At 73.6% G+C, this 12,726-nt stretch carries 14 protein-coding genes; 10 read left to right on the forward strand and 4 right to left on the reverse strand.

The window, feature by feature from the left end:
• The first annotated feature begins 3 nt into the window (after window positions 1-3).
• The 9 genes from KDK95_RS04750 (at window position 4) to KDK95_RS04790 (ending at window position 6,649) form a co-directional block, all read left to right on the forward strand.
• Window positions 4-231 carry a V-type ATP synthase subunit F gene (locus KDK95_RS04750; RefSeq protein ID WP_212516761.1) on the forward strand — a complete coding sequence of 76 codons (228 nt, stop codon included), beginning with the start codon at window positions 4-6 and terminating at the stop codon, window positions 229-231.
• Window positions 228-755, forward strand: coding sequence for a hypothetical protein (locus KDK95_RS04755; protein WP_212516762.1), 528 nt, complete (start codon window positions 228-230; stop codon window positions 753-755). Before KDK95_RS04750 ends, KDK95_RS04755 begins: the two co-directional genes overlap by 4 nt.
• Complete coding sequence (locus KDK95_RS04760; protein WP_372463263.1) at window positions 752-2,497, forward strand: V-type ATP synthase subunit A; 1,746 nt, start codon at window positions 752-754, stop codon at window positions 2,495-2,497. Before KDK95_RS04755 ends, KDK95_RS04760 begins: the two co-directional genes overlap by 4 nt.
• A complete protein-coding gene (locus KDK95_RS04765) occupies window positions 2,494-3,882 on the forward strand; it encodes a V-type ATP synthase subunit B (RefSeq protein ID WP_212516764.1) in 1,389 nt (462 codons plus the stop codon). Before KDK95_RS04760 ends, KDK95_RS04765 begins: the two co-directional genes overlap by 4 nt.
• Window positions 3,879-4,556 carry a V-type ATP synthase subunit D gene (locus tag KDK95_RS04770; protein ID WP_212516765.1) on the forward strand — a complete coding sequence of 226 codons (678 nt, stop codon included), beginning with the start codon at window positions 3,879-3,881 and terminating at the stop codon, window positions 4,554-4,556. The genes KDK95_RS04765 and KDK95_RS04770 overlap by 4 nt, the downstream gene beginning before the upstream one ends.
• Before the next feature lie 19 nt (window positions 4,557-4,575).
• The gene (locus KDK95_RS04775) at window positions 4,576-4,752 is read left to right on the forward strand and encodes a hypothetical protein (RefSeq protein ID WP_212516766.1); all 177 of its coding nucleotides are present in this window, start codon (window positions 4,576-4,578) and stop codon (window positions 4,750-4,752) included.
• A gap of 80 nt (window positions 4,753-4,832) precedes the next feature.
• Window positions 4,833-5,036: a DUF1918 domain-containing protein gene (locus tag KDK95_RS04780; protein WP_212516767.1), complete on the forward strand. Its 204-nt coding sequence runs from the start codon at window positions 4,833-4,835 to the stop codon at window positions 5,034-5,036.
• A 33-nt stretch (window positions 5,037-5,069) separates the two neighbouring features.
• Window positions 5,070-5,726, forward strand: coding sequence for a phosphoribosyltransferase (locus KDK95_RS04785; RefSeq protein ID WP_212516768.1), 657 nt, complete (start codon window positions 5,070-5,072; stop codon window positions 5,724-5,726).
• A gap of 299 nt (window positions 5,727-6,025) precedes the next feature.
• Window positions 6,026-6,649: a CBS domain-containing protein gene (locus KDK95_RS04790; protein ID WP_212516769.1), complete on the forward strand. Its 624-nt coding sequence runs from the start codon at window positions 6,026-6,028 to the stop codon at window positions 6,647-6,649.
• On the opposite strand, the gene KDK95_RS04795 is transcribed toward KDK95_RS04790, so the two are convergent.
• Window positions 6,643-9,060 carry a glycoside hydrolase family 65 protein gene (locus KDK95_RS04795; RefSeq protein ID WP_212516770.1) on the reverse strand — a complete coding sequence of 806 codons (2,418 nt, stop codon included), beginning with the start codon at window positions 9,058-9,060 and terminating at the stop codon, window positions 6,643-6,645. The genes KDK95_RS04790 and KDK95_RS04795 overlap by 7 nt on opposite strands.
• A 118-nt stretch (window positions 9,061-9,178) precedes the next feature.
• Between KDK95_RS04795 and KDK95_RS04800 the strand changes: the two genes are divergently transcribed.
• Window positions 9,179-10,807: an oleate hydratase gene (locus KDK95_RS04800; protein WP_212516771.1), complete on the forward strand. Its 1,629-nt coding sequence runs from the start codon at window positions 9,179-9,181 to the stop codon at window positions 10,805-10,807.
• A 41-nt stretch (window positions 10,808-10,848) separates the two neighbouring features.
• Here KDK95_RS04800 and KDK95_RS04805 read toward each other — a convergent pair whose 3' ends face one another.
• From KDK95_RS04805 to KDK95_RS04815, 3 genes are read right to left on the reverse strand one after another with little or no spacing between them, the layout of a single operon-like run.
• Window positions 10,849-11,802 carry a hypothetical protein gene (locus tag KDK95_RS04805; protein ID WP_212516772.1) on the reverse strand — a complete coding sequence of 318 codons (954 nt, stop codon included), beginning with the start codon at window positions 11,800-11,802 and terminating at the stop codon, window positions 10,849-10,851.
• Window positions 11,799-12,533 carry a cytochrome b N-terminal domain-containing protein gene (locus KDK95_RS04810; protein WP_212516773.1) on the reverse strand — a complete coding sequence of 245 codons (735 nt, stop codon included), beginning with the start codon at window positions 12,531-12,533 and terminating at the stop codon, window positions 11,799-11,801. Before KDK95_RS04810 ends, KDK95_RS04805 begins: the two co-directional genes overlap by 4 nt.
• Window positions 12,530-12,709 carry a hypothetical protein gene (locus tag KDK95_RS04815; protein WP_212516774.1) on the reverse strand — a complete coding sequence of 60 codons (180 nt, stop codon included), beginning with the start codon at window positions 12,707-12,709 and terminating at the stop codon, window positions 12,530-12,532. The genes KDK95_RS04810 and KDK95_RS04815 overlap by 4 nt, the downstream gene beginning before the upstream one ends.
• Window positions 12,710-12,726 lie beyond the last annotated feature (17 nt).

Below are 12,726 nucleotides of genomic sequence, written 5' to 3' on the forward strand. Positions count from 1 at the left end.
GGCATGTCCCGGCACGGAGTCGTGGTGGCGCTCGGCGAGGAGGAACGCGTCCAGGGCTTCGCTCTGGCGGGTGTGCGCGTCGTGCCCGCGCAGGACGGCACCTCAGTGCTCGAAGCGTGGCGGGAGCTGGCGCCGGACGCGGTGGTGGTGATCCTGACCCGGAAAGCCGCGCAGGCGCTCGGTACGCGCGTGCGGGATTCGGCCGCACTGACGGTGGTGTTGCCGCGATGAGCGCGAACCTGCGGACTCCGGACACGCAGACGCTGGATCCGGTGCGCGACCGGGCTCTGCTTCGTGCGAGGTCGGATGCCGAGTCCGTGATCGCCGCCGCGCGTGCCGAGGCGGCCGCCGCCGTCGAATCCGCCCATGCACACGCGACGGCCATCCTCGACCAGGCCCGGGCGGACGGCGAAGCACGCGGCGCGCTGGAGACCGCCCGGATGCGCTCCGATGCCCGGCGGCACGCGCGGTCGCTCGAATTGGAAGCGGAGAACGACGTGTACGGCGCGGTTCGCGCGCGGGTGGCGAGCGGAATCAAGGGTCTGCGGCGCCGGCCGGACTACCCGCGACTGCTCGACGCGCTCGGCGCGCGGGCCCTCGAACTGCTCGGTCCGCAGGCGGAGATCAGGCAGGATCCGAGCGGCGGGATCGTCGCGACGGTGCCGGGCCGACGCGTCGATCTGAGCCTGCCGACGGTCGCCGAACGCGCGATCGAAGGACTCGGCGAGGAGGTCTGGGCCCTGTGGACGAGGTGACCGGCGCGGTGCGGCGGGTGGCCGGGCCCCTCGTCGAGCTCGACGGGCTTCCCGGCGCGGCCATGGCGGAACTGGTGCTGCTCGGCGCGGCGGAGATCCCCGGCGAGGTGGTCTCGATCCGCGGCGGCGTGCTGACCGTGCAAGCCTACGAATACACCGGGGGACTCGCCCCCGGCGATCCCGCGCGCTCCCAGGGCCGTCCGCTGTCCGCCGCGCTCGGGCCAGGACTGCTCGGCGGCGTGTTCGACGGGCTGCTGCGGCCGCTCGCGAACACCGGGATCTGGCTCGGCGCGCCGGCCGCAACACCGGGCCCGGCCGCGGCCGAGCGGGTCTGGCGGTTCACCCCGGCGGCCAAGCCGGGCGATCTCGTCGCGCCGGGCCACCGGCTCGGCTCGGTGGCGGCGGCCCGCGCCGTCGAGCACCGGATCCTGGTGCCGCCCGGCCCCGATCCGGGCGTGACCCGGCGGGTGGACAGGATCGCGCCCGCCGGCGAGTACCCCGCCGACGCGGTCGTCGCCGAGGTCGGCGGCGTTCCCGTCGCCGTCACCGAGCACTGGCCGGTCCGGCGCCCGCGGCCGGTCGCCCGGCGGGTCGACGCGAACGCGCTGCTGCACACCGGTCAGCGGGCGCTCGACCTGCTGTTCCCGATCGCGAAGGGCGGCACGGCCGCGGTGCCAGGCGGCTTCGGCACCGGGAAGACGGTGCTGCTCCAGCAGATCGCCAAGTGGTGCGACGCCGACGTCATCGTCTACGTCGGCTGCGGCGAGCGCGGCAACGAGATGGCCGAGGTCGTCGACGAGCTCTCCCGGCTCGAGGACCCGCGCACCGGGGGCCGGCTCGCCGAGCGCACCGTGGTGATCGCCAACACGTCGAACATGCCGATGATGGCCCGGGAGGCAAGCGTCTACACGGGCGTCTGCGTGGCCGAGTACTTCCGCGACATGGGCCACGACGTCGTGGTCATCGCGGATTCGACCTCCCGCTGGGCCGAGGCGCTGCGCGAGTTCGCGTCCCGGTCGGGCGCGCTCCCGGCCGAGGAGGGGTTCCCGGCGAACCTGGCCTCCGCGCTCGCCGCGTTCTACGAGCGGGCCGGGGCGGTGCAGACCCTCGGCGGAGAGCGCGGCTCGGTCACCGTGATCGGCGCGGTCTCCCCGCCCGGCGGCGACCTGGCCGAGCCGGTGACCGTGCACACCGAGCGCGTCGTGCGGGCGCGCTGGACGCTCGACCGCGACCTCGCCTACGCGCGGCACTACCCGGCCGTCTCCTGGGCCGAGTCGTTCTCCCGGGACGCCGCCGCGCTGGCCGAGGACGCCGCCGCGCCCGGCGGAGAAGATCTCAGCTCCCTGCGGAACCGGCTGGCGCGCATCCTGTCCCGGGCGGACCGGCTCGTCGACCTCGTCGACCTGGTCGGCATCGCCGCGCTGCCGCCCGCCGAGCGGATGGACGTGCTCGCCGGGCGGCTCGTGCGCGAGGGCGTCCTGCAGCAGAGCGCCCTGTCCGAGGCCGACGCGCACAGCCCGGCCGCGAAGACGGCCGCCCTGGTCGAGGCGGTCCTCGACGTCATCGACGCCTGCGACAGGGCGGCGCAGACCGCCGGACCCGCCGCCGTCGAGGGCGTCGACTTCGGCCCGCTGCTGCGCGCCCGCGACGAGGCCGGCCCCGAGAACCTCGACGCGGTATTCGCCCGGCGCGACCGCGTCCTCGGCGCGCTCGCCGATCTGGCCGGGGAGGCGGCGCGATGACGACGGGCACGCAGTGGCCGGATGCCGAGTTCACCTCGGTGGCTTCGCTGCGCGGTCCGCTGATGGCCGTGACCGGCGTGCGGGGCGTCGGATTCGACGAGTACGTGCGCATCACCGAGGACGGTTCCGGGACGCGGCGGTACGGAACGGTCGTGGAAGTGGACGGCGACACGGCCGTCGTCCAGGTGCTCGAGGGCACGTCGGGTCTCAGCCAGGCGGCCCGCGTGGCGTTCGCCGGGGCGCCGCTGCGCATCCCGGTCGGCCCCGGCTGGCTGGGCCGGATCTGCGACGGGCGCGGCGGGCCGACGGACGGCGGGCCGCCGGTCTTCGGCGCGCGCACCGCGCCGGTCAACGGATTCCCGATGAACCCGACCCGGCGCGAGCCGCCGGCGGAGCCGGTGCTGACCGGCGTGCGCTGCATCGACTCGCTCGCCACCCTCGTGCGCGGCCAGAAGCTGCCGGTCTTCTCCGTGCCCGGCCTGCCGCACCTCGAGCTCGCCACCCAGATCGCCGCGCAGGCGACCGCGGGCGACGAGGCCTTCTGCGTCGTGTTCGCCGGCATGGACCTCACGCACGCCGACGCCGCTTACGTGCGCGACGCCCTCGAGGAGCGGGCCGCCGCCGGAGAGCTGACCCTGCTGGTCAACACCTCCGACGCGCCCGTGCTCGAACGCATCCTGACACCGCGGATCGCGCTCACCGTCGCCGAGGACCTCGCCTTCGCCGAGGGGCGGCACGTGCTGGTCGTGCTGGTGGACATGACGAGCTACGCCGAGGCGCTGCGCGAGGTGTCGGCAGCCCGGGACGAGATCCCGGCCCGCCGGGCGTATCCCGGCTACCTCTACAGCGATCTCGCGTCGCTCTACGAGCGCTGCGGGCGGATCCGCGGCGCGCCGGGATCGGTGACGATCCTGCCGGTGCTGACGATGCCGGGCGGCGACATCACCCACCCCGTGCCCGATCTGACCGGATACATCACCGAGGGCCAGATCGTCCTGTCGCCGGAGGTCGCCGCCCGCGGCGTCTACCCGCCGATCGACCCGCTCTCCTCGCTCTCCCGGCTGATGCGGCACGGCGCCGGGCCGGGACGCACCGCGCCCGAGCACCTTCCGCTCGCCGCCCAGCTCCTCGCGGCGCTGGCCAGGGCCCGCCAGGTGCGCGACCTCGCCGACCTCGTCGGCGCCGACGCGCTCGGCCCGACGGACCGCCACTACCTCGACTTCCAGGACGAGTTCGAGCACCGCCTCGTCGACCAGGGCCGCACCGAACGATGCCCGCTCGCGCAGGCCCTGGAGCGATGCCGCCAGGTCGCGCTGACTCTGCCGCGCTCGGAACTGACGATGCTGCCCGAGTCCCTCCTCGACGCCGGGGCGGCGGAGCCATGACGAAGATCCGCGTACCGCCGGGCCGGGCCGGCCGGCTCCGCCTGCGCCGCAGGCTCGACGCCGCGCAGCGCGGCGCGGACCTGCTGGAGCGCAAGCTCCATGCCCTCCTGGAGGAGCAGCGCGCCCGGCACCGCGCTGCCGAGGCGAGCACCCGCGCCTGGATCGAAGCCGCACGCGAAGCGGACAGGTGGCTCGACCGCGCGCTCGCCGCCGAGGGACGCGGCGGGCTCCACCGCTGCGCGCCGACGGACGCCGCGCACACCACCGTCCGCGAGACGGTGTCCATGGGTGTGCGTATGCCCGGCGATGCCGAGTACGAGCCGCCGCCGCCGGACGCGCTCGGCGCGCCCGATCCGGAGACCGCGGCACTCGCATGCGCGCGCAGCGCCTACCTCGACGCCGCCCGCGCGGCGGTGGCGGCCGCCGCGGACCAGGCGGCGGTGCGCATCGTGGACGACGCGGTCACCGCGACGCGCCGCCAGGTCCGAACCCTCCAGCGGCACTGGATCCCCGCGCTGCGCGAGAGCCTCGCCCTGCTCGAGCTGAGCCTCGAGCAGGCCGACTTCGAGGACGGCCTGCGGCGCCGGCACCTCGGCGCGGACACGGGACGAAGGACCCGGGTGGACGCGCCCGATCGGCGCGAGAATGCGAACAGTCAAGGCAATCGGTTGTAATCGGAGCAAGGAGAATGCCATGAACGGGACGCCGGCGGACTCCGGCAAGGCCGGACGGGAAGCCAAGAACGACGTCGTGAGCCGCGCCGGGCGGGCGAGCGACGCGGCGGAGCGCCGCTACGAGGCCCTGCTGCGCTACATGCGCGGGCTCTACAGCCGGAGCTCGAAGGAGAGCACGCGCCGGAAGGACACATGACCTTCGACCCTGGCCGGACCCTCAGGGCGGTGATTGCATGAGGGTGATGGAAGGACGCTGAGACGAGACGGGAGACGACGGTGAAGGCGAAGGTCGGAGACAGGCTGGTGATCATGTCCCAGCACCTCGACGAGCGGGTGAGCGAGGGCGAGATCCTCGAGGTGCGCGGCGCGGACGGGGAGCCGCCGTTCCTGGTGCGCTGGGAGGAGAACGGCCACGAGGCGCTCGTCTTCCCCGGCCCGGACGCGCACGTCGTGCCCTATGAGCACCCCGCGCCCGCCTGAGCGGCGGCGCGGCGAAGCCGGGAGATGAGGATCATGACGTTCGCCCACCGCGCCGAGGCGGGCAGGCGGCTGGCCGCGCTCGTCGCGCGCCGGTGCCTCGAGGACGTGGTCGTACTCGGCCTGCCGCGCGGCGGCATGCCGGTCGCGGCCGAGGTCGCCGCGGTGCTGCGCGCCCCGCTCGACGTGCTCCCGGTTCGCCGGCTCACCGTCCCGTCCCGTCCGGAGCTCGCCTTCGGCGCGATCGGCGAGGACGGGCTTCGCGTGATCAATCGAGCCGCCGTGCGCTCGCTGCGCCTGAACCCCGAGGAGATCGCGGCGGTCGAGGTCCGCGAGCGCGCGGAACTCGTCCGGCTCTCGCACCGGTACCGGGACGGCGGCGCACCCCTGTCGCTCGAAGGCCGGACCGCGGTCATCGTGGACGACGGCGTCTCCACCGGCGCGACGGCGCACGCCGCCTGCCTGATCGCCCGGCAGCGCGGAGCGGAGAGCGTGGTGCTGGCCGTGCCGGTCGCACCGCGCGGGTGGACGCGCCGGCTTCGGGAGGTCGCCGACGACCTGATCTGCCTCGACGAACCGCGGCGCTTCTACGCCGTCGGCCAGTTCTACGACGACTTCCCGGCCACGACCGACGAAGAGGTCCGCGGCATCCTGCGCCAGGCCGGGGAGGCGCTCGACCGCGTCGCGCCCTAGGCCGGCGTCGGTCGGCTGGCGGCATCTAACGCGACCTCAGATACGCCCGGCGCAGCTCGTCGGCGCCCCACACGATGAACGGGAACGGCGCCAAGCGGCTCGCGGGGATCGGCGGTCGTCCGCTGGACGGGGACCGACCTGCGCGGCGGGTGCCGCGGCCTGGCGATCGCGCGCGGCATGGGCTGGCTCCGTTCGCACGGGTTCGGGTGCGGCCACATCCCAGGCTCGGCGAACGCCCTGACGCGTCCTAGGGCCCAACGGCTCTGGATTTCCGGCGCCGCCGGGGTTCGACTTGGAGCATGAAGCGAACCCGGCTGCAGACGCGCGTACGCGATTTCATGACGTGCCCGGCGCAGGCGACCCCGCCCGGGGCCCCGCTCGAGCAGGTCGCCGAGCTGCTCGCCGACGGGAGCACCGGCGCGGTCCCGGTCGTCGACGCGGACGGGCTGCTGCTCGGCCTGGTCACCGAGGGCGACCTGCTGCGCGATCCCGGCCCCCGCGAGCCGGTGGCCGCGGCGGTGATGAGCGCCCCGCTGGTGGCCGTCGGGGCCGACCAGACGGCGGCCGAGGCGGAGGCGCTGATGCTCGGCCACCGCGTCCACCACCTGCCGGTCGTCGACCGCTCGGGCCACGTGGTCGGCATGGTCGCCCGCGACGGTGTGGCGAGCGCCCTCGGCGAGGACGAGTCCGAGCTGCGCACCGAGATCGTCGGCATCGTGCACGCCTGCGGCGGATCCATCCTGGCTCTCGACGTGCACGACGGCGTCGTCCGCCTGCACGCCCGCGTCCCGGACATCCAGGCGGCCCGGACCCTCGAGCAGCGCGTGAACGCGGCACCGGGAGTCCGCGTGCTGATTCCGACGACGGAATGGGGCGGAGAGCTCGGCGGACAGAGCCCCGACCCCGCGGGCGCCGCCTATTGACCGGCGAGCGCGCCCTCGGCCGAGCCGGGGAACGCGACGCGGCCGCCGGGCGCCAGGAGCGCCGACTCGCCGCGGCAGCGCACGCGGATCGGCGCATGGCCGCCGGGCACCGCGTCCACGAGCACGCGGTCGCCGTTGATGCGCACGGTCAGCGCGTGCTCGCGGTAGTTCATGGTGAATTCGAGGTGGCCGAGCTCCGCGGGCCAGAACGGGTCCAGGTGCAGTGCGTCCCCGCGGGTCTCGACTCCGGCGAAGCAGCGCTGGAGCACGTCGAGCGACCCGGCCATCGCGGCCAGGTGCACGCCCTCCGCGGTGGTGCCGCCCTGCACGTCGGCGACGTCGCTGCGCAGAACCTCCAGGAAGTAGCGCAGCGCCTCGCGGCGGTGCGACCGGGCCAGCACGGAGGCGTGGACCACGGTGCTGAGGGTCGATCCGTGCGAGGTGCGCGCCAGGTAGTACTCGATGGTCCGGGGAATCGAGGACGGCTCCCAGGGATAGCCGAGCCGCCGCATCAGGCCGTGCAGCTCGTCCGCGGACAGCAGGTAGAACAGCATGAGCACGTCAGCCTGCTTCGACGCCTTGTACCGGTTGACGTCGTCGCCCTCGGCCTCCAGGACGCGGTCGAGCCGCCGGATGTCGCCGTGCCGGGCGCGCAGGCCGGCCCAGTCGAGCTCGTCCAGCTTGTCGTAGCCGGCGAACTGGCTGATCACCCCGTCGTCGTGGAAGGGCACGTAGAGCCGCTGCGCGACGTGCCCCCAGAGCTCGATCTCCTCGGCGGTCAGGCCGAGCGCCTCGGACAGCTCCGCGTGCCGGGCGGTCGGCAGCATCTTCAGCAGGGCTCCGGCCCGTTCGAGCAGCCAGGCGGTCATCACGTTCGTGTAGGCGTTGTCGTCGATGCCCGGCGTCTCCGCTCCGGGATAGCGGGTGTGGAACTCGTCGGGTCCGACGACCCCGCGCAGCGTGAACCGGTCGCGGGCGTGGTCGTAGCACGCGATGGAGCCGAAGAAGCGGGCGATCTCGAGCACCATCTCCGCGCCGCGCTCGACGAGGAACTCGCGGTCGCCGCTGGCCTGGTAGTACTGCCAGACGTTGTACGCGACCGCGAGACCCACGTGGCGCTGCAGGTGGGTCGCGTCGGGCAGCCAGCGCCCGGAATCAGGGTTCAGATGCACTGACTGGCTGGTCTCGGCCCCGTCCGCGCCGGACTGCCAGGGGTACATCGCGCCGCGCGCCCCGATGTCGCGGGCGGCCCAGCGCGCGGCCGGCAGCCGGCGGTGCCGGTAGCCGAGCAGCGAGCGGGCCACGTGCGGCAGCCGCGTGGTCAGGGCGGGCAGCACGAACAGCTCGTCCCAGAAGACGTGCCCGCGGTAGGCCTCGCCGTGCAGGCCGCGGGCCGGCACACCCGCGTCCAGGCCGACGGTGTTCGGGGAGACGGTCTGCAGCAGGTGGAAGACGTGCAGGCGCAGCGCCTCGGCCGCCTCCTCGTCCCTGCCGAGATCGACGCGGCAGCGCTGCCACAGGTGCCGCCAGGCCCGCGTGTGCCGGACGAGGAGCGCGTCGAAACCGTCGAGGCGGCCGAGCCAGTCCATCGCGGCCTCGGCGGGCTCGCTGATCGCCCGGTCGTGGCCGGTGAACAGGGTGGCGGTCTTCTCGACGGTGACCGGGCGGCCCGCTTCGAGCGGCACGATCAGGTCGTGGCCCACCAGGCTCCCGTCGGCGACCGGCCGGAACTCGGGCGCCCTCCCGTCGCCGTCCCGGGCGACGCGGGTGCGGATCGCCTGGGCGATGCGCAGGCGCGACTGCACGGTCTCGGTCTCCACCAGCGCCGTGTCCCCGTCGAGCACCTCGGCCCGTTCGACGCGCAGGTGCCGCCCGGACAGCTCGCGGTACCGCTCGACCCCGGCGTTGGCGCTCTCGCCGTCCAGCACCGAGCGCACGGTCAGGGTGCCGCTCCAGTCCTCGGCCAGGACGGTGGTCTGCAGCGCGCCGACGTGCTCGAACTCCATGTGCGCGAACCGGCGCTGCACGATCCGCGTCGAGCGCCCGTCCGCGTCGCGGAAGGCCAGATCGCGCACCAGCACGCCGCGGCGCAGGTCGAGCGTCTGCCGGTAGCTGGTCAGCGGCGCCGAGCCGGCGTCGAACCACGGGCCGTCGCCGAACCGCAGCCGCGTGGCCAGCCAGTCCGGCAGGTTCACCATGCTCTCGTTGACGACCTCGCGTCCGGCGACCGTGTCGGTGAGCGCGTTGTAGCAGCCGGCGGCGTAGGTGCCCGGGTAGTGGACGGCGTCGGCCACGGCCTCCGGCGCGGACCCGCGGGTGGCGAAGTAGCCGTTGCCGACCGTGCACAGCGTCTCCCGGATCCTCTCCTTCTCCGGATCGATCCCGTCGTAAGCCACGGACCAGCCGGGCATCGCGGCCTCCCGCTCCGGCGGGCGCGGGACCAACGGCCCTACGGCGTGGTCCGCCCGCTGCCAAGAATGGAAATATCGAACTTATAGGACATTCTCGCCGCGGTTCGGGAGGCTTGCCATGGACGGACGACCCGCGGACCGCTTCCTGCTCGTCGGCGGCGGCATCGCGTCCCTCGCGGCCGCCGCGTTCCTGATCCGGGACGGCGGGGTGCCGGGGCGGCACATCAGAATCCTCGAGGCGGCGGACCGGCCGGGCGGCGCGCTCGTGTCCGGCCACGCGCCCGGGCACCCGACGCTCTACGTGGGCGCCGCCGTGCGCGGCGTGGACGAAAGGGAGCACGCGTGCCTGTGGAACCTGCTGGGATCCGTTCCCACCCTCGCCGACCCGAGCCGGACTCCGCTCGACGAGATGCGCGCGGCCGAGCGCAGGCCGCGTACCGCGCTCGAAGCCAGACTCGTCGACGCCGATCACCGGGTCGCCCGTCCCGATCTCCGGCTCGGCGCCGCCGACCGCGCCGCGCTGCGCGGCCTGCTCGACCGATCCGATGCGCGGCTCGCGGAGACGCGCATCGACCAGGCGGTGCCCGCCCACCTGCTCGCCGGGGACTTCTGGCTGCTGTGCACGACGGTTTTCCGGCTGCGGCCGGCATCCAGCGCGCTGGATCTCAAGCGCGCCCTGCTGCTCCACCTGCCCGATCTGCGCCGGCTGCCCGTCCTGCCCACCGTGCACCGCACGCGGCGCAGCGAGTACGACTCGATCGTCCGACCGCTCTACGACTGGCTGCGCTGCGAGGGCGTCGCCTTCACCTTCGGCACCACCGTCACCGACATGCCCATCGCGAGCGAGCCGGGCGGAGGGCGCCGCGCCACCGCCCTGACGTGCTCCACCCGCGGCAGAGAGCACACCATCGAACTCGGCGGACGCGATCGCGTCCTGGTCACCCTCGGGTCCATGGCCGCGAACGCCTCCCACGGCGACGACGAGAACCCGCCCGCCTTCGACGCGACCCGCCGTGACCCGACCTGGCGGCTGTGGGAGTCCGTCGCTCGCCACCAGCCGGATCTCGGCCGGCCCGAAGCGTTCACCTCGCACGTCGAGGACACCGCGTGGCTCTCGTTCACGCTGACGACGACCACCTCGGATCTGACCTGGTTCATCAGCCACCTCACCGGCGATCCGGACGGCGGCGGAGGTCCGGTCACCTTCCGCGATTCGCCGTGGCTGCTGACCCTGACCGTGCCGCGCCAACCGCACTTCACCGGGCAACTGCCGCACACGCACACCGTGCTCGGCTACGGAATGCGCCTGGCCACGCCCGGCGCGCACACGTCGGCCACCATGCTCCGCGCGACGGGGCGCCAACTGCTCGACGAGACGATCGGCCAACTCGGCCTCGAACGCCGCGCGCTGCCGGTGCGCATGAACACCAACGTCCGCTCGATCATGCTGCCCTACGCGGGAAGCCCGCTCGCGACGCGCCGTCCCGGCGACCGGCCCGAGCAGATTCCGCCCGGAGCGCGCAACTTCGCCTTCCTCGGCCAGTACGTCGAGATCCCGGGCGCGCTCGCGTTCAGCATGGAGTACTCCGTGCGCTCCGCGATGCGGGCGGTCTACGCGCTTCTCGGTATCGACCGCGAACTGCCGGGCGCCGACGAGCTCGGGGCGGACACGGGCAGGGCGGGCGACCTGGACGACGCGCTCGCGACGCTCGCAACCGCCGGAGGCCCGGCGCCGCAGCCGCGTTGAACGGCGCTTCACCGGGCCCCTCCTTCCACCGGGCCGGTCCGTCAGGTGCCTCCGCGCGCTCGCAGGTCGCGGTAGTGCTCGCGCCAGATCAGCCGGTACACCGGGATGTAGCGCGGGATCGAGCGCAGGCCGGGGATGAACGGCAGGAACACGAACACCAGGCTGAGCACCGCCATCGTGCCCCAGACCAGCGCGTCGCCGTTGGTCGAGTTGTTGTAGGGCGAGATCTGGTACCAGAACGTGTAGAGCCACAGCCACGCCTGGCCCGGGTAGTTGCCGGTCTCGTTCATCATGCCCCACTGCGTACCCGCGAGGTGGTCCTGGCCGGCGAGGTTGGCGAGGTACGAGCCGTCGGCGAGGAAGAGCAGCGGCAGGGTGTAGTCGGTCTGGTAGAAGACGCCCGATTCGGTCAGCAGCTGGCCGTCGAGCGATCCGGCCCGCGCCTGCGCGAGCAGTGCGGTCAGCATCGTGGGGACGGGTCCGTAGTCGCCGGGCGCGATCTTGGTCGGGTCGCCGTTCGCCTTGTCGAGGGCGTTCGAGTAGTTGCCGGTCCACGTGTTCTGCTGCGCGCCGCTCGCGGCCGTGTACCGCGCCACGGCCGAGGAGACGATCGCCGTCTGCGCGGCGGACCGGAGCGGACGGATGACGAAGTCCTGGGCGGTGTCGATCGGCCTGGTGACACCCATCAGGTTCGCCAGGCCGACCGGCCCGAGCTTCTGGCCCTCGGACGCGTTGTTGTACGGCGGCCCGTACTGCGCGGTTCCGCTGGTGCCGTCCAGTTCGGCGAGCGCGGTCGCGGTGAAGTCGGCACTGTCGGCCTTGGCCCACGTCGCGATCGTGACCGGCCGCTTGTCCGGGGAGGAGAAGACGGCGGCGAGCGCGATCGACAGGGCGAGAACCGCCACCAGCGCGATCGTGAACTCCTTGACGAGGTCGTAGGGGCGCGAGCCGAAGCTGTACGGGTCCGGCTCGGCGGCGCGTGATCTGCGGCTCACGGCTGCTCCTCGGTTTCGGCGGCTTCGGCCTCGCGGCCGGCCTCGGACGCGGTCCCGGGCTCGGCCTCGGCGGGCCTGTCGCGCAGCGGCAGCGGCGGGACCACGCCGCGGCGGCGGACCATCAGGACGTGCAGCACGACGAGGATCCCGACGAACGCCGGCAGCAGCACGATGTGCCACATGAGCATCTGGCCGAAGTTCATCGGGCTGAAGTAGGCGCCGATCCCGACCGCGTTGAGCGCGTCCTTGGACTGCACCGCGATCCACTGCGAGTCGAGGTTCTGCTGGGTCAGGTAGCCGGTGAACGCCGTGCCGATCGACCCGAGGAACGCGACGGCGCCGGTGATCCAGGTCAGTGCGCGCCGGCCGCGCCAGGCGGCCATGAAGAACTTGCCCCACAGGTGGATCACCATGAACGCCATGAACAGCTCGACGCTCCACAGGTGCAGGCTGTTGAAGAAGTGGCCGATGTCCGAGGTATGCCACCAGGACGGCCCCTGGATCGCGAGCACCGCGCCGCTGCCGAGCACCACCAGGAAGGCGGCGAGGGTCAGCACGCCGAACACGTAGATCCACGAGGCGACGTACTTCGGCTGCGTGTCGGGCAGCATCGTGTCCGGCGGCAGCTCACGAACCAGCCTGCGGCGCACCGCCGCGGTCCAGCCGGCTGCCTCGTCCGGCTCGGTCGACTCGCCCGGCTGGACGAGATCTGCTCGGTCGCGGATGCTCATCTGCGGCCACGACCCTTCGGGAAGGGCAGGAGCAGCGCGAGCACGAAAACCACGATCATCACGCCGATGATCACGAGGTTCGCCGCTGAGATCTGGATGACGCCCCAGTTCAGATAGTGGCCGGGACCGTTGAGGTCCACCGCGGCCGCGAGGGCGCCCTGCGTGACTGCCGACATTGCCGGACCCGCCTTTC

The sequence above is a fragment of the Actinospica acidithermotolerans genome (genome assembly GCF_018139625.1).
GTDB lineage: Bacteria > Actinomycetota > Actinomycetes > Streptomycetales > Catenulisporaceae > Actinospica > Actinospica acidithermotolerans.